This is a genomic window from Candidatus Puniceispirillum marinum IMCC1322 (assembly GCF_000024465.1).
GTDB classification, from domain to species: domain Bacteria; phylum Pseudomonadota; class Alphaproteobacteria; order Puniceispirillales; family Puniceispirillaceae; genus Puniceispirillum; species Puniceispirillum marinum.
The window spans coordinates 2,145,001-2,161,090 of sequence record NC_014010.1 but is presented as its reverse complement, the minus strand read 5'-3'; the positions used below and the strand labels follow the sequence as shown (position 1 = coordinate 2,161,090).

Below are 16,090 nucleotides of genomic sequence, written 5' to 3'. Positions count from 1 at the left end.
TGTTTGATAGGTTGTTCAGAATACAGATAACATCAATGATTTTTAGCAATAAAAATATCATGCTCAATTTGCCAGGAAAACTTATTCCGTCTAGCCCAGTCAACCAATGTATCTAGAGGTGGGTAGTCACTTTTATCCAAAGCAGATGATTGGGAAAGCGGAAAACAACGCACATCATCGATCAGCACTGAAACCTTGTCAAAACGCACGAGATTTTTTTCTATCTGTTCGAGTTCTGACGCCACAGGACATTCACTATCGCCTTTAAACGTGATGCCACCCGAATAATGTCCATCTAGCCAGAAATTTATATCTCCAGATAGTAAAGGTAATAATTCAGGAAATCTTTCTTCACTTGTACCCTTTAAAGCATCTATTTTTGGCGAATTAGCAAACCTTTGACGTGCCATCTCATATAGTTTTTCTTCAGGCTCAATTGTATAGGTTTTTGCTGAAAAGCTCGCCAGAAACACAGTTGTGTTGCCTAAGAACGTTCCAGTTTCAACAAATGTGGCATTATGAATTGCATGGCGCATCAACAGACGGCGCTTTACCAGATCGGGGCTGTTATTTGTAAACCCATTTTTAAACCAGCTATAAAAATCTCTGATCGGCGCATAAACGCGGGAATAGACCCATGACCTTCGAAGAAACATTTTCATTTTCTGTTTGTTCCATTTTTAATGGCTAAAATTATACGATGTTATTATTCTTTAAATAGACGGTAAGTTTTTTTAATAGCCCTTTTAATAAAACGTATAGAAGCATTCTTTTCAGGCGCGCCGGGGTGAGGTTTGTCATGTGGAATAATTGACCGCCCGTTTTGAATATCTTTTTGTATGAGCGTTCTAAGTTGAAGACCTTGTGAAGAATATCTCTTAAGCATTAAAGAAAACACACTTTGGTCATGCCGGTTATTCACAAAATTAGGATGATTAGCTATCTGTGAAATTTCATCGCGGCAAAATTCTGGATTGTCTTTCATAAAAGAATGCCAATTATTGACAAAATTTGATGATGCTTTGTTCAGGCGCAGTGCAAAAAACGTGGCAGCATACTGAAAACTGTCCCCATAAGACGAATTAATATCTAGGTTGAGTTTGTGAAACAGATCACCTGTTGTCCATTTATGTTCGACTTCATTCGTCATCCAGGCAACCAAATCAACAGTTTCGGCTTGGTTGGTATCTTGATGTAACAAAGAGTCCAGCCAATCTATTGATCTTCGAGGTACACCGCATCGCCCATCAACATAGAGTAAAACATCTCCCTCATTCATTTTTTCAAGTGTTTCGTTAACCAGCCAGGGTTTCCATTGCCAGTAACCATAGCCAACGCTGTAAGTTTTTGCATACGAAATTATATCGTCAGGCAGATCGTCTACTTCATAGATCAGGCAATTTGAATATGGATATAATTTATGTAACCGCGATATTGTGTCTATAGCGATTGATACATAATCACTGTCGCTACCAAAGCTCACTATCCACAGCTTCGCCTGATTTCGCAGTGGTTTAGATGTTGATGTTTCAGAAGAATAAACGATCATTTTTTAAACGCATCTGATCCAAAAATTGTTAACCCTGATCAACCAAGACACCTTTTTCCAGTCGGAATATTCTATCGCATTTTTCAATTGTTGACAGGCGATGTGCAATAATTATCAATGTGCGCTCACCCTGCATGTCGTAGATTTTTTCCATTAATGCGGTTTCAGTTTTGGTATCCAACGCACTAGATGCCTCATCCAGAACAAGCACTGACGGATTATGATACAAAGCCCTTGCGATCCCTATGCGTTGACGTTGACCACCAGATAATCTGACACCGCGCTCACCTACAATTGTGTTGACACCATCTGGCATGGAATCAACAAATTCGTTTAATTGTGCCTGTCTGATAGCGCGGTCTATTTCGGTGTTGTTGATTTCATCTTCTGCTACACCAAAAGCTATATTTCGCCGCAAGGTTTCATCAGATAGAAAAATATGCTGGGGCACATAGCCAATATGATCCTGCCATGAACGCAATCCATCATGGGCATTCACCTCATCAATAAGAATCTGTCCGGATGTTGGGGTCAATAACCCCAGAATCACATCAACCAAAGTGCTTTTTCCGGCTCCACTTGTGCCTATGATACCAACACTTTCACCTTTGTTGATCTGTAAGTTGATATCCATGATCGATGGCAAACCTGCAGTAGGATATTGGTAACAAAGCTGGTCTAGCCGGATCGCATGTTCAAAGGAAATCGGGTTTGACTTCACATGATCTGCTGGTTTTGGCCTATGAAGCTCCTCATCCATCAAATCAATCACGGCGACACTGTAACGAAGCGCCTGTAAGGCCATTAAAATACGATTGGCCGAGGGGATGATGCGAAAGGCTCCGGCACCAAAAACACCTAATATGGGTAAAATCTGACTCGCATCAGCACCGCGCATAACCGAGAAAATGACCAGAAATGCCAATCCGGCAACAGCAACAATTTCAAGCCAGATATAAGGTAATTGGGATAATGTCAGCTGTTTACGCTCGATAAATGAACTTTGCCAGTTATAATGGGAATACTGGTCAAGAAATTCCTGTTCTTTTCCAAGTAATTTGGCATCCTTTATACCGCCTAGCGCTTCCTGTGCTTTTTGGATGCGTTTGCCTTCAAACTGTTGACGCGCCTGCCCCCAACGCATTAGCCGCATGCGCGTGATATATTGAAAAGCCGCCATTGATATCCCAACGATAATCATGAGATAAATCGCGCCTAATGGTTCAATGTAGATCAACAAAGCAATAATCGCGATGACGACAGATAATTCAGAAAATAGTCTGACCGACGGTATCAAAACATTACCAACAAATTGCTGGGTTTCGATGGTGATGTTGCGTATCAGGTTTCCAGTGTTGTTTTGAATATGAAATTCATAGCCCACATGCATATAGGACTTTAGTAACTCATCGGATAAAACTGATTTTATATCATAGATATATTCGGACTGACGCCAGATCATGAAAGCAAGATATATACCTTTGATAAGATAGGCCGTGCCCAGTATGAGCATGCCACCAACCATTAATTCGATTTGGCTAAGTTCATCAAGCATGGATCCGAAATAATACAGCTCATTGGTGCTGATAAAGGTTTCAGGATTCATAATCACTGACAGCACCGGCAGTATCAAACCAAGCCCAAGTGTTTCGAGGCCAGCACCGATGATTGTCAAAATGACAATAAGAATACTTTGCAACCTATATTTCTGTGGCAACAAACCCCAGATGACAGCAAATTTAAAGTGGCGTGAGTGAGACAAAGGTAAAATCTTCCGTCAAAATTTCATAGTGTAGTAAGTGTATTAACTGCTATGAAGGGGGTGGGCAGAATGACATTGGCACAATGCATTAAGTTGCTTGCAGATTGACAACATCAGAGGGTCAAATGACATCAGTCGCATGTGTAATTTTTACCTGTAATAAGAATTATGACGTCTTGAACACTTGTATGCCAACTATGCAGTCATTGATAGATAACTATGACTGTTTTGTAGCCACTGACAACTTCACAAAAGATCAAATAGGAACTTTGAACAGCCAGAATAGTGGGGCGTTTGAAGTTATTCAGGCTGGCGAAAATGCCAGCTGGATCGAAGTCGCCAAAATTATGACAAAGGTCTTAGGTGAGAGAGGTTATGACGGTTTTATCTGCGTCCTCGATGATTTTTATTTTTCCCATATTGATGATGCTCAGCTTATATCACTGACTGCTGCTGCAGTTAAAAATGACATTGATTACTTTCGCTTGGTTAATGAAAAACCAAGATTGTCACGTTTGTTTATTGGTCCCAAAGATAGCCATCCGATTGTCAGATCACTTTTTCAAATTCCTGCAGATAACCCTTACAAACACTCACTTTCATTATCATATTGGCGTGTCAGTTACTTCAATAGTTTGATGGATATGAATCTATCAATCTGGGATTTTGAAACTATTAATCCCATCAAGGGCACTATCCTTTATTATGCAAAAAACAGGATCTGTAACTATAGACATATTGTCGAAAAAGGACGTATGGCACCCTTTGCAAAAAAATTGTTTGCTCGCGCCAATATGCTTGGTGATGAACGTGCAACCGAGAGCCATTACGAATATGTTATAAAATGGGTGCGATCTAATCTGGTGTTCTTTGTGTTTGGCTATTTTTTCATGAATCGGCGTTTGCGCAAATCGCGCCCTTCATCTTCGACATAGGTTATAAACGCTCATCAGACTCGTTCACATCAAGTAGATACTTCATATCGAATAAAACATGTTTTTCTTTGCCGAAAGATCGGATTGCGTGTGCGCCTAACTTGGCAAATTGACTATGGCCAACGGCAATGACAATCGCATCATATGCACCATGCAAAGGTTTTTCGATACATGTACCCGCCAGACCTGTCGGCACGTCACCTAAGATAACCCAAGGATCATACACATCGACAACGCATTTGTAGTCGGCCAGATGTTGAACAAGGTCAAAGACCTTTGAGTTGCGTGTATCGGGGCAATTTTCTTTGAACGTCAGTCCTAGCACCAGAACGCGCGCATCAGAAATGTTGATATTTTTATTCTGCATCGCCTGAACAAGTCGGTCTGCAACATGCTGGCTCATCCCGTCATTCAGCCGCCGTCCCGCCAGAATAATTTCCGGATTATAACCCACCTGTAGGGCTTTATGCGTCAGATAATACGGATCAACACCTATACAGTGTCCCCCAACAAGGCCTGGCCGAAACGGCAGAAAGTTCCATTTTGTGCCGGCCGCTTTCAAAACAGCTTCGGTATCAATATCCAGCTTGTCAAAAATGACAGCAAGCTCATTAATCAGCGCAATATTGACATCACGCTGGGTATTTTCAATGACTTTTGCGGCCTCGGCCACCCTGATGCTTTCGGCTTTATATGTGCCAGCTGTAATAATGCCCGCATAAAGATCGTCAATTAGATCGGCAATCCTAGGGCTGGAACCAGATGTGACTTTGACAATATCTGTGACGCGGTGCTGTTTATCGCCCGGATTAATGCGCTCGGGGCTATAGCCAAGATGAAAAACATCATCATTATTATCTTCTGCATTGGCGGCGTAAAATAGCCCTGATTGCTGTGCCAGAATAGGCGCGCAGTCATCTTCTGTAGCGCCCGGATAGACGGTTGATTCATAAATAACAATGTCACCAGCCTTCAACAAGGAACCCACAAGCTTTGACGCGGATAAAAGCGTTGACATATCTGGCTTTTTTGCCGCATCAACCGGCGTTGGCACAGTTATGATATAGCAATTACAATCTTTGAGATCATCGGCATCATTCGTAATGCGTAAGCCTGTCGTAGCTTTTAGTTCGGCGGCACTTAGTTCACGGGTACGGTCATTACAATCTTTGAGTTCGGCAATCCGGCTTTCATCAATATCAAAACCAACAACTTCACGGTATTTGGCAAATTCAGCCGCAAGTGGCAAGCCAACATAGCCAAGACCAATGACAGCCAGTTTAATGTCGTTGACGTTTCTGATTGTCATTAATAACTTACACCCATATTACATGTCATCGACAGATCTATAACTTTTCAAGATTTTGCTGTGGCATGTCAACGTGCGACTTCTGCCCCATAAAATCGAATAATATCCGCAAACGATCTGATTTGCTTATCGTCTCAACGGTGCCCACAAATTCAGCAAAAGCGCCGGATAATATACGCACCTCGTCACCAACAGCAAGTGATGCGGGCGCAATAAGACAATTTGTTTCATCACAGCGATTTTGTAATGCCGCGATAAGTTGTGTTGGCACCTTTGATATCTGACCGGCGCCAAAGGAAACCAATCGAGAAATGCCATGCGTCGCATTCAGCTTGCGGACATCACCACTTGCCGGATTCATGTGAACAAAACAATAGCCTGGAAAAAGCTGCTTGGTCTGCTGTCTGAATTGCGCAGCACTACGAACAGTCTCACGTTGCATTGGGCAAAAATACACAAACCCCTGCCGGTCTAAATTGCGTTGCGCCTTGGCAAGCGCATTTGGTTTCAATTGCGCCGCCACCCACACATGAGACTCTTTTTTACCCGTAATCATAATCAATCATTATTTCACTTCTTTACCTCAGCCTCAAGCTTGCTTTGCAAGTCGGCAATTTCTTGTTCCAACCGTACATATTCGGCGCGCTTATGATGGATAAACTCACGTGTCAGGTTAAGGCGCGCCTGAATGCCTTCGGGGGTTAACACATATAAGTAACCCGTTTTGTTAGATGATTTGTAAAAGCGATCAAGCTTTATAAATCCTTTTTCAATAAGTGCATTAATACAATAATTCGCCGCGCCAAGGCTGATTTTCAATTCGCGCGCCAGATCGCGTTGGCTGACATCAGCCTTGCCATCCAGTGCCTGCAGAATCTGCAGCATGGTCTCGTCACTTCGTTTTAAATTTGACATGATTCTTGATTATTTATAGCTACCGCACGGCAGGTGAATCAGCTCACAAACCGTACTTCGCCCTTAGGCGTTCATAATATGAACATGATTGATAAATTTAGTAAAGTATTGATGCTTATACGCATTCATGACTTGGTATCTATGCGTCATTGCGATGCAGGTTAGTGGCCGCAAGACTCAGGGCCAACGCACTCCACATGAAGATATTATTCCATTGTCCAAAGAAATCTGCTGTTGATGCGATCGGAAAAAAGAGCCCCAACGGAATAACAAAAGCAGTAGCCGCAACTACATTATCCCGGTTTTTTAGACCCGCTTTAAAGGTAGCCCATATAATGCCACCAATCATGGCTATGCCCGCAAAAAATCCAACAAGGCCCGTTTCGGCAAGGAACTGAATATAGAAATTATGCGGATGGTTATCACAGCGAAAATCATCCAGCCCGACCATAATACCCGCGCATAGATCACGATAATTGGCTGTACCGATGCCAAAAATAGGAGCTTCCTGAAACGCCATCAACCCGCCACCCATAACACGATAATAATCGCTATGAGGGCCGGTAGGAATATCATTCAAGACAGCATCGACAAAGCGTGTTTCCATGCCAGGCATAGTTACAAATACAACCACGATAGCTAGAACTTCGACAATTATGAGTATCATATAACGGCTCCAGACAGGCTTCCAGACCAGCCCGGCTAGCATGCCACCGCATGCACGGATAAGGAAATTGATCCGCTCACCTGTTAGTACCGACATGATGATGGTGATCAGCGATAATATGCCCATAAAAGACGCTAGTCTCGGCTTGGCGCCAATCGCCAATGCCACCATAACGGTAAAAGCAGGCAAGCCGACTTTGGATAGATAATTGCCCGGCACCAGATCATCATATGGCCAGGTCAAGCGCCCACCTTTTTGCCCTTCAATCAACATTTCGGCGGTCAGAATGCCTGTCATAACGAACATGGCAATGGCGGTCGAAATCAGCATCGCATAAAGAAGCCGTTTGTCGGTGCCAAGCCAGAAAGCAGTTGCCATGGCAAATAGGGGAAAACGGAACCAAATAAAGGCCTCGCTTAAAGCGTAGGATGGCGTCGCCGAAATCGCGGCCGAAAACAGGCATACGCCCCAGAATAGAAAAGCGGCTTTTACCCAAAATATTTTTAGCCACGCACCATCACGTTTAATGACCGCCCGCACGGCAAATGTGATCGCCAGAATTGTCAGCCATGCGTCAGCTGGCGAGCGCTCAATCAACAGGACAAAAGGCCCAAGCAACCAGAATATATGAAAGCCACGTTCCCATGTGGGTAAATTATTCAACCTCTCAATCATATGTCTCCAAAAATGAAATATATGATCTGTTAGCTTTAGTTCACTTTGGGTGGGTGGAATTGCAGATGGCGACATAATGAAACTCTTATCCTCAGCCAACAATATTATCTTTGGACTTTTTCGATACATCATAAAACTGGCGCGAAAGTATTTCATACCCAGCCACGAAGATTAAAATGCCAACTAACGCATATTCAGCACTTGATATGCTGACAAAAGCCCAGAGGCTGGTAAATAATGGGAAAATCAACATTGTGAGTCCAGCGCGTGCATTTGAATTTAAAAAACCTTCTTTATCACGCTGCACATAATATTGGTAAACCAGACTATGTAGATGCTTTTGATCCGGTTGCAACGCCTGACTATCGCTGGCAATAAGCCGTCTAATCGTCGAGCGCACCAATTCATAGGACGGATAGATTACCAGAAGCAAACTCATGAATGGCGACACAGCTTCATTCCGTTCAGGCAACATAATCAGCAGAAAAGCTACGAAAGCACCCATAAAATAAGCACCGCCGTCACCCACAAAAATTTTGCCTTTTGGAAAATTAAACAGGACTACACCCAGAACACTCGCCGCAAAGACCATGCTGATGGTCATCAGCTCTATGTCACCAACACCGCCCGCAACAGTAGCTACAGCACCTGCGATCAATACAGACGTGCCAATCGACAGGCCATTCAATCCATCAATTATATTGACCGCATTAGCAAATAGCGTGATGGTGAAAATGGTAAACCCAGCCGCGATAACTGGCACCGCCAGCATGGCATCCATAGGCGCAAAGCTAACACGCGTGATTGTGAAACCCGACAAATAGACAAAACATGCGCCCGATATAATGGCAAGTAAAAGCCGCAGTCTGGGTGACACACGGCCTTTTACATCTTCCAACAACCCGCCAAGAAACACCGGAATAGCCGCACCAATCACAACAGGCAAAATGGGATTAGCATCAAACACGCCCAGAAAACCTATCATCACCATGCTGATGAATATAGCCACACCACCGATACGGGGTGTACTATGTTGATGAATCTTTTGGGGACCAGCATTCGTGTCAGCCGTGAAGCGCGCATGAAGCGGCGCAGTCTGCACAATTATCAATGTGATAATCGCTGAAAAAATGAGTCCCATCAGTGGCAAGAAACCCATCGTTATAAAAATGTCAGGTAATCCAGTCATTTGATCTCGCGTCTAGTCCATTGGCCTGATCGACAGACCTTGCCTCATTTGGTGCCAAGCAACCATATTACAACACTGAATACAAGTTATTTGGCGTCTGATATGGCTTGCTGTATCGACAGACACTAATCTGGTAAACTCTCACCATTCTTTCTCGTGAAATGATAGTCACCATCCCGTTTGGTAACCATCAGATCATGATCGGCATAGTAAGTGGTCTCGGTCTCTGTGCGCGTCCCAATCTCAAACAGGGTCGCCACTTTGTCGGATTTGTTGATGATATGATGACCATTCGCATCACCCGCCTTGAAGCCTGCGCAATCACCTGCGTGTAACTGATGTTCGCCGTCATCATCGATCAGGGTCACGGTACCTTCGACAACAATCACGAATTCATCCTGATTGACATGCCAATGCCGCATTGACGTGCCTGCACCCGGTTCCAGAACCGCCCTATTCACCCCAAACTGGGTTAGTCCAGCCTTGTCACCCACCGCGCCTTTGACATAATTATCGGTTATGCCTTTTGTATAAGCGGCCAGAGATGACAAATAGCGGCCTTTGACCATTTCAAGCGTTTCACAATCTATTTTAGGCATGGGAAGTCCTTTCTGTTATTGTCTATCGTGGTATTATAAACGTGAGATTAACTTAATTCGTTAATCTGCCGTATATATATTACGCATGTTTTTTCTCCCTAAACTCGGAGCAGCTTTTGCTGCTCCGTTTTTTATGGCACAACATCCCTGTAAAAGGGACGAAGGCTTGGGTATATCATGACACAACAAAGCATTCTCATTACCGGATGTTCGAGTGGTATCGGCCGTGACACGGCGATAACAATGCAACAGCGGGGATGGTTGGTGATCGCGTCATGCCGCAAACAGCAAGATTGTGACGCGCTACGCACAAAATATGGTCTTGATACGGTTTTAATTGATTATGAAAAACCCGAAACCATCGAAACCGGCCTTGCCGATGCGCTGAACATAACAGGCGGGCGGCTTGACGTGCTATTCAATAATGGCGCTTATGCCATTCCGGCTGCTGTCGAAGATCTGCCAACTGATGCTTTACGTAGCATTTTTGAAGCCAATTTCTTTGGCTGGCATAGCTTGACGCGCGCTGTCATACCGCTTATGCGCGCGCAAAATTCAGGCCGTATCATTCAGAATTCTTCGGTACTGGGGTTTGCCGCCATGCGCTTTCGCGGTGCCTATAACGCCACCAAATTTGCTCTTGAAGGCCTGACCGACACCATGCGGCTTGAATTGTATGGCAGTGGTATAAAAATTATCCTTATCGAGCCAGGCCCTATTCGCACACGCATCCGCGAAAATGCCTATATTCAATTTCAACGCTGGATAAAATGGGAGGGCGCCGCACTGGAACCCATTTATCGTAAAGGCTTGATCCCACGCCTTAGCGCTATTGATCCACCCAAGGATACATTCGAATTGCAAGTCGATGCCGTGACAAAAGCGGTGATACACGCCGCCGAGTCAAAACAGCCAAAATTGCGCTATCGCATAACCCTGGCAACCAGTCTAATGATGGTCGCCAAACGCCTTTTATCCAGCCGGGCGCTCGATGCGCTAGCGCGTCGGATATAGATCATGCGACATGCTATTGTGAAATCAATGATCGTAATGCTGACAGTCTGTCTGGCGCCATCATCCGCTATGGCGATTGGTATTTCGACTATACTCTGTGACAATAACTCTGAGGCTTGGATTGGATTTCGCCAGAAAACCCCGCTCATTGGCCGTTCAACCTATGAAATGCGCCCCAAAAAAAATCTCTGGGTCGAACTGACCGAGGGGGATTATTGCGACAGCATGCAGATAGGTAGTGATAGCTTTTCCTGTCGGGCAGATATAAACGGAACGATGGTCACCACTTTGGTTGATTTTGATAAGCTGGTTTATATTAAAATAATAAATGAAGACAAAACCTTCACTTATAATTGCATGGCGCTCGATTAGGCCTGTATCTTGCAAGACGTAGATATGTTGTGTCTTGTTGAGGACTGTATGTAATGCGCATATTGGCTTATTCTGCTGGAACTTGTTTGTTTATTGGGTTTGCAGTCGCTGCCTATTGGTTATTATGGCCGCCCATCAAAGCCGCCCTAGCCCCACCACAGGATATCATGGTCTCCGTGACACTTGATAATCGTTGTGAGATGGAAGACGATGTTTTCATTGTTATTGTGCCTGAGCTAGGGCGAAGCGCCCACTTTCATGGCAACATGGCACATATGACCCTGCCAGATAATGTCACGGTCAAACTGGCGATAAGTCCGCTTTATCCCGACTTTGCCTATGATGACCTTGCCAAGCCGGTAAAGGAGAAAGTCACCCTCATTGCCGAATGTAGTCAACCACCACGACTGGACTCAATTTTTGGCGCCATGAAAGAACAATTTGGCAAAGAATCCAAATAATATTAGAATTTGGTAATTTAATAACATGTGCCAGATCAAGATAGTGAACCAATGCCAACAGACGTTGCAAATCTCAAAGTAAAAGCTGATGCCGATGATAGCAACGCGGCCTTTGCCGTCTTTGATGCTTATGAAGACACCAAGGCGAACACCGATACAACATGGGATGTTGCCCTGCATTATCTAATGCTAGCCGCTGAAAACGAACATCCTGATGCCTTGCTGGCGATGGGGCGTTTACTGATCGCTGGTACGAAAATAGACAAAGATGTTGATAAAGGAATAACCCTGTTAAGGCGGGCAAAAGAGCTGGGCAATACAGATGTTGATGATGTTGCCAACGAGCTTGATGTTGCGCTTGGTGGGACGGATCATGACGATGGCACCCCTGATGAGGATGATACTGACGCTGATAATATGGACAATCCAAATGGCATAGACCGGTTGGACATGCCAGAGGGTAAAAATCATAGCCCAGCAACCCCCAAACCCAAAAAGGGTGACAAGACAAAGACAAGACAAACTGAAGGTGGCACGCCGGATGATACGCTCACAGCCGATCAGTTGTTGCGCATGATCAAGACCAAATTATCCCAGCTTGAAAAAAGTGATACCATGAGCGCCGCGCATCATTTTGACATTCTTAAAACTACCATCGATGATTCGGAAAACATTAAGGAACTGCAGGCGATTTACGATGCGCTGGACAACCCGGCCTATGTCAAAACATTGCACGACCAGCCCCATGCCATTATCGGCTGGAACCCGAAACAGGGCATATTCTATCTTGATACAGGAAGCGGTGATAAGACGGATGAAGATCAGGTCCCCCTGCCGAAACGATCATATCAGCGAGGCGAAGTCAGAAATCTTATCTTTGCCGTTTTCATCACAATTGTCGTGATGATCATTTTCTTGAACCTGTTATATGCTGTTCGCCCGCTTTAAGCTAAACAGAATTATTTATTGATAATAACAAGGATTTGCCGTGACGATTGATCTGCCACAAATTGCGCCTGAAGATATTGCCGCCATGGCAGACGATTTCAAAGCGCAGAGCGCTGATAATCCACCCCGCATTCTGGTACTCTATGGATCGCTTCGCGCGCGTTCCTATTCACGGCTACTGGCCGAAGAGGTGATGCGGCTATTGACTGCCTTTGGCGCCGAAGCCAGAACCTATAATCCCAGCGGCTTGCCATTGCCTGATGATGCAGATGCCGAGCATCCAAAGGTACAGGAATTACGCGATCTGGCGATCTGGGCTGATGGTATGGTGTGGATATCGCCCGAACGACATGGCGCGATGACAGCCATCCTAAAAACACAGATTGACTGGATTCCCCTCGCACTTGGCGGCGTACGACCTACCCAGGGCAAGACGCTGGCACTGATGCAGGTCAATGGTGGTTCGCAAAGTTTTAATACGGTTAATCAGATGCGTATTTTGGGGCGCTGGATGCGTATGCTGACGATTCCCAATCAATCATCTGTCCCAAAAGTATATAACGAATTTGATGATGAGGGGCGCATGCTGGCCTCGCCTTTTTATAACCGTGTTGTCGATGTGGTCGAAGAATTGATGAAATTTACTCTGATGACACGCGGACAAGCAGATTATCTGGTAGATCGTTATTCGGAGCGCGTCGAGAGCCCAGCCGCATTATCAAAGCGTGTTAACCAAACAAAAACATAAAGCTGACAAACCTAAGATTGCAACAAGTTTGCTGGCTATTCTGTTTCAGACCAGCTAATTTGACGCTTGTTTTAATCATAACCATAGGCAAAGTGGTGAAAATACTTGTAACTGGCGCTGCTGGCTTTATCGGAATGCATTCAAGTTTGCGGCTCTTGGCGCGCGGTGACCAGGTTATCGGCGTTGACAATTTGAATGATTATTATGATGTGTCTTTGAAACAGGCGCGTCTTGCCCGCCTAACATCGCATAAGAATTTCAGCTTTCATCAGATTAGCGTCGAAGACAAAGACGCAATGGAAAGCTTATTCGCCACCCAAAAACCTGACCGCGTTATTCATCTGGCCGCGCAAGCCGGTGTCCGCTATTCACTGACCAATCCCCATGCCTATATTGACGCTAATCTGCAAGGCTTTATCAACATTCTTGAAGGCTGCCGGCATAATGATGTGGTGCATCTTGCCTATGCGAGTTCGTCATCGGTCTATGGCGGTAATGTCGCAATGCCGTTTAGCGAGCATCACAATATCGATCATCCGGTCAGCCTCTATGCCGCGACCAAAAAAGCCAATGAATTGATGGCGCATACCTATAGCCATCTCTACGATCTGCCAACAACGGGTTTGCGCTTTTTTACCGTTTACGGGCCATGGGGGCGACCAGATATGGCGCTGTTTCTATTTACCAAAGCGATGATGGAAGGCCGCGAGATCGACGTTTTCAATAATGGCGAGATGGTGCGTGATTTCACCTATATTGATGATATTGTCGAAGGCGTGATCCGCGTATTGGATAAAACCGCAACCGCCAATCCCGATTATGATGCCCACAATCCCGATCCGGCCACCGCCGCCGCGCCCTATCGCGTGTTCAATATTGGTAATGGGAACCCGACGCCTTTGATGGATTATATCGGCGCGCTTGAGTCTGCTCTGGGTATCGAGGCCAAAAAGAATTTCATGCCCATGCAACCTGGCGACGTGCCAGCAACATCAGCCGATACAACCGAACTTGGCAAATGGGTTGGCTTCCAGCCAGATACGGCAGTGCGTGATGGCGTGCAATATTTTGTCGAGTGGTATCTTGGCTATTATGGTCGGAATGCTGCGAGCTAGAGAGGGAAAGCATCATGTCAGAGTTAAGTCAGAAAACATGTGAAGCCTGTCGCCTTGATGCGCCAAAGGCCACGGACGTTGAAATTAAAAACTTTCTGGCCTCTTATCCGCGCTGGACGTTACGTGACGATGACGGCACCCAGAAACTGCATCAAATCTACAACTTTACTGATTTTGCCGCGGCATTGGCATTTACAAATGCCGTTGGTGCCATTGCCGAGGATGAAGGGCATCACCCAGCCATTCTAACCGAATGGGGCAATGTCACCATAACATGGTGGTCACACAAGATTATGGGGTTACATGTTAATGACTTCATCATGTGTGCTAAATGTGACGCGGCTTACACCGCTTTTCGCACAGTTTAAAATAATTGGCTCATGCAGTTGCACAATAACTTCACTCTGCGTTATAAGAAACCTCATTAATCTGCCGGTCCTCTTTATAATGGTTCGGTACAAAACAGAGTTACTATTATGTCCATAAATAAGAAAATCGTTGCAGACCTTGTTCGCAACAAGGTCGAGTTTGTGACCACCGTACCCTGCAAACAGCTGGCAGGTGTGATTGACGAAATCGAAAATTCTGAAGATATTTTCCACATTCCATCGAGCAAAGAAGATGAAGGCATGGGGCTTTGCGCCGGTGCCTATATGGGCGGTAAACGCCCTGCCATCATCATGCAGAATACGGCGATCGGTGTTACCATCAACACGCTGGCGACACTTATTCAATATTACAATATTCCATTGCCGATGCTGATTAGCTATCGTGGCGAAATTGGCGAGCCAGTAGCCTGCCAGGTTGAAATGGCGGTGCACACAAAGGCGCTGTTGGCACAGATGAGCATTCCGACATATCATTTCCACGATCAGGAAGATGCAAATGAGCTCGATGATATTCTGAAATATTGCTTCATGGCCAAAAAGCCGGTCGCGATCCTAACTGATGCCAGTTTCTGGCAGGGGTACTAATCATGATCCGCAGTGATGTTTTAAAAGAACTTATTCCGCTTATCTCCGACGAACTGGTGATCTGTAATATTGGTCTGCCGTCGCAGGAATTGCATATGATGGACGACCAGCCAAGCAACTTCTATATGCTTGGTACCATGGGTCTGTCCTCGTCTATCGGCCTTGGTCTGGCACTGGCACAGAAATCCAAAGTTATCGCTATTGACGGTGATGGTTCGGTGCTGACCAACCTATGCACCTTGCCAACGATTGCCAATAATCCGGCAGATAATTTTATCCTGCTGATCATTGATAATGGCAGCTATGGATCAACTGGTGATCAGCCGACTTATGCTGGCAAGAAAACATCACTGACCAAAATGGCCGAAGCCGCCGGTTGTGACAATGTGATCGAATGTTCAGCCGAAGACACGCCAGCTGTTATGAAAGAAGCCCTGGCAGGCGACAAGATGACCATCATCGTGTCTAAATGTGCGTCAGGCAATATCAAGGTGCCTGTTATTGAAATGGATGCCCCGGTGATCCGCCATCGTTTCATGACCGAGGTGAGCAGACGGAACGCCTAAGCGGCCATATACATTCCAAATATTTGCCCCTGGCTGGAGACAGCTGGGGGTTTTTTATGCCTTGTCTAAATACCAAGCTTAAAGCTTCACCTGTGAGGCATTTCAGCAAGGTCAAACGAAAACCCACCAGCCTTTCGACTAACCCCATTTTATGTCTTTAATTTAAAACGTTACTTGATTGCTAGCGGAAAAAAGTTTTCAGTTGTTACCTTTAACGCGTAAACTTGATCTCTGATATAAGTCAACAACTCGCTTTTATCGGCAATATTGCTGAGATCGCGGTAATCTATCA

The 16,090-nt window shown here is 45.1% G+C and carries 20 protein-coding genes (1 of these 20 cut by a window edge); 10 read left to right on the top strand and 10 right to left on the bottom strand.

Going from position 1 to position 16,090, the window contains the following annotated elements:
* Positions 1–32: 32 nt before the first annotated feature.
* Genes SAR116_RS10060 through SAR116_RS10050 form a run of 3 tightly spaced genes read right to left on the bottom strand, consistent with a single transcriptional unit; the run spans position 33 to position 3,248 of the window.
* Positions 33–662 carry an O-methyltransferase gene (locus tag SAR116_RS10060; RefSeq protein WP_013046826.1) on the bottom strand — a complete coding sequence of 210 codons (630 nt, stop codon included), beginning with the start codon at positions 660–662 and terminating at the stop codon, positions 33–35.
* A gap of 44 nt (positions 663–706) precedes the next feature.
* Complete coding sequence (locus SAR116_RS10055; RefSeq protein WP_013046825.1) at positions 707–1,549, bottom strand: hypothetical protein; 843 nt, start codon at positions 1,547–1,549, stop codon at positions 707–709.
* Positions 1,550–1,577: 28 nt separating this feature from the next.
* The gene (locus tag SAR116_RS10050) at positions 1,578–3,248 is read right to left on the bottom strand and encodes an ABC transporter ATP-binding protein (RefSeq protein WP_190275441.1); all 1,671 of its coding nucleotides are present in this window, start codon (positions 3,246–3,248) and stop codon (positions 1,578–1,580) included.
* A 188-nt stretch (positions 3,249–3,436) separates the two neighbouring features.
* On the opposite strand from SAR116_RS10050, the gene SAR116_RS10045 reads away from it, so the two are divergent.
* Positions 3,437–4,246 (top strand): hypothetical protein, encoded by an 810-nt coding sequence (locus tag SAR116_RS10045; RefSeq protein WP_013046823.1) that lies wholly within the window; start codon positions 3,437–3,439, stop codon positions 4,244–4,246.
* 1 nt (position 4,247) lies between these two features.
* Here SAR116_RS10045 and tviB read toward each other — a convergent pair whose 3' ends face one another.
* From tviB to SAR116_RS10015, 6 genes are all read right to left on the bottom strand, one after another.
* Positions 4,248–5,555 carry a Vi polysaccharide biosynthesis UDP-N-acetylglucosamine C-6 dehydrogenase TviB gene (gene tviB / locus SAR116_RS10040; protein WP_013046822.1) on the bottom strand — a complete coding sequence of 436 codons (1,308 nt, stop codon included), beginning with the start codon at positions 5,553–5,555 and terminating at the stop codon, positions 4,248–4,250.
* Positions 5,556–5,592: 37 nt separating this feature from the next.
* The gene (locus tag SAR116_RS10035; RefSeq protein WP_013046821.1) at positions 5,593–6,111 is read right to left on the bottom strand and encodes a transcriptional activator RfaH; all 519 of its coding nucleotides are present in this window, start codon (positions 6,109–6,111) and stop codon (positions 5,593–5,595) included.
* Between the two features lie 14 nt (positions 6,112–6,125).
* Positions 6,126–6,470: a MarR family EPS-associated transcriptional regulator gene (locus SAR116_RS10030; protein ID WP_013046820.1), complete on the bottom strand. Its 345-nt coding sequence runs from the start codon at positions 6,468–6,470 to the stop codon at positions 6,126–6,128.
* A 139-nt stretch (positions 6,471–6,609) separates the two neighbouring features.
* Positions 6,610–7,812 carry an O-antigen ligase family protein gene (locus tag SAR116_RS10025; RefSeq protein ID WP_013046819.1) on the bottom strand — a complete coding sequence of 401 codons (1,203 nt, stop codon included), beginning with the start codon at positions 7,810–7,812 and terminating at the stop codon, positions 6,610–6,612.
* A 91-nt stretch (positions 7,813–7,903) separates the two neighbouring features.
* The gene (locus SAR116_RS10020; RefSeq protein ID WP_013046818.1) at positions 7,904–8,953 is read right to left on the bottom strand and encodes an MraY family glycosyltransferase; all 1,050 of its coding nucleotides are present in this window, start codon (positions 8,951–8,953) and stop codon (positions 7,904–7,906) included.
* A 173-nt stretch (positions 8,954–9,126) separates the two neighbouring features.
* A complete protein-coding gene (locus tag SAR116_RS10015) occupies positions 9,127–9,600 on the bottom strand; it encodes a cupin domain-containing protein (RefSeq protein WP_013046817.1) in 474 nt (157 codons plus the stop codon).
* 177 nt (positions 9,601–9,777) lie between these two features.
* On the opposite strand from SAR116_RS10015, the gene SAR116_RS10010 reads away from it, so the two are divergent.
* The 9 genes from SAR116_RS10010 (at position 9,778) to comE (ending at position 15,798) form a co-directional block, all read left to right on the top strand.
* Positions 9,778–10,614 carry an SDR family NAD(P)-dependent oxidoreductase gene (locus SAR116_RS10010; RefSeq protein ID WP_013046816.1) on the top strand — a complete coding sequence of 279 codons (837 nt, stop codon included), beginning with the start codon at positions 9,778–9,780 and terminating at the stop codon, positions 10,612–10,614.
* A gap of 3 nt (positions 10,615–10,617) precedes the next feature.
* A complete protein-coding gene (locus tag SAR116_RS10005; RefSeq protein WP_041860907.1) occupies positions 10,618–10,986 on the top strand; it encodes a hypothetical protein in 369 nt (122 codons plus the stop codon).
* A 53-nt stretch (positions 10,987–11,039) separates the two neighbouring features.
* Positions 11,040–11,447: a hypothetical protein gene (locus tag SAR116_RS10000; protein ID WP_013046814.1), complete on the top strand. Its 408-nt coding sequence runs from the start codon at positions 11,040–11,042 to the stop codon at positions 11,445–11,447.
* 51 nt (positions 11,448–11,498) lie between these two features.
* Positions 11,499–12,395, top strand: coding sequence for an SEL1-like repeat protein (locus SAR116_RS09995; protein WP_013046813.1), 897 nt, complete (start codon positions 11,499–11,501; stop codon positions 12,393–12,395).
* 40 nt (positions 12,396–12,435) lie between these two features.
* Positions 12,436–13,143, top strand: a complete 708-nt coding sequence (gene arsH / locus SAR116_RS09990) for an arsenical resistance protein ArsH (protein WP_013046812.1) — start codon at positions 12,436–12,438, stop codon at positions 13,141–13,143.
* Between the two features lie 95 nt (positions 13,144–13,238).
* The gene (locus SAR116_RS09985; RefSeq protein ID WP_041860906.1) at positions 13,239–14,258 is read left to right on the top strand and encodes an NAD-dependent epimerase; all 1,020 of its coding nucleotides are present in this window, start codon (positions 13,239–13,241) and stop codon (positions 14,256–14,258) included.
* A gap of 14 nt (positions 14,259–14,272) precedes the next feature.
* Entirely contained in the window at positions 14,273–14,626 is a 354-nt protein-coding gene (locus SAR116_RS09980) for a 4a-hydroxytetrahydrobiopterin dehydratase (RefSeq protein ID WP_013046810.1), read from the top strand.
* A 108-nt stretch (positions 14,627–14,734) separates the two neighbouring features.
* Positions 14,735–15,232 (top strand): sulfopyruvate decarboxylase subunit alpha, encoded by a 498-nt coding sequence (gene comD / locus SAR116_RS09975; protein WP_013046808.1) that lies wholly within the window; start codon positions 14,735–14,737, stop codon positions 15,230–15,232.
* Positions 15,233–15,234: 2 nt separating this feature from the next.
* Positions 15,235–15,798, top strand: coding sequence for a sulfopyruvate decarboxylase subunit beta (gene comE, locus SAR116_RS09970; protein ID WP_013046807.1), 564 nt, complete (start codon positions 15,235–15,237; stop codon positions 15,796–15,798).
* A gap of 170 nt (positions 15,799–15,968) precedes the next feature.
* Here the strand turns inward: comE and SAR116_RS09965 are convergent, their stop codons facing one another.
* Positions 15,969–16,090: the 3' end of a lysophospholipid acyltransferase family protein gene (locus tag SAR116_RS09965; protein WP_013046806.1), read on the bottom strand. 349 nt of this gene lie beyond the right edge of the window; the window shows 122 of its 471 coding nt (coding positions 350–471); its start codon lies beyond the right edge, outside the window; its stop codon occupies positions 15,969–15,971.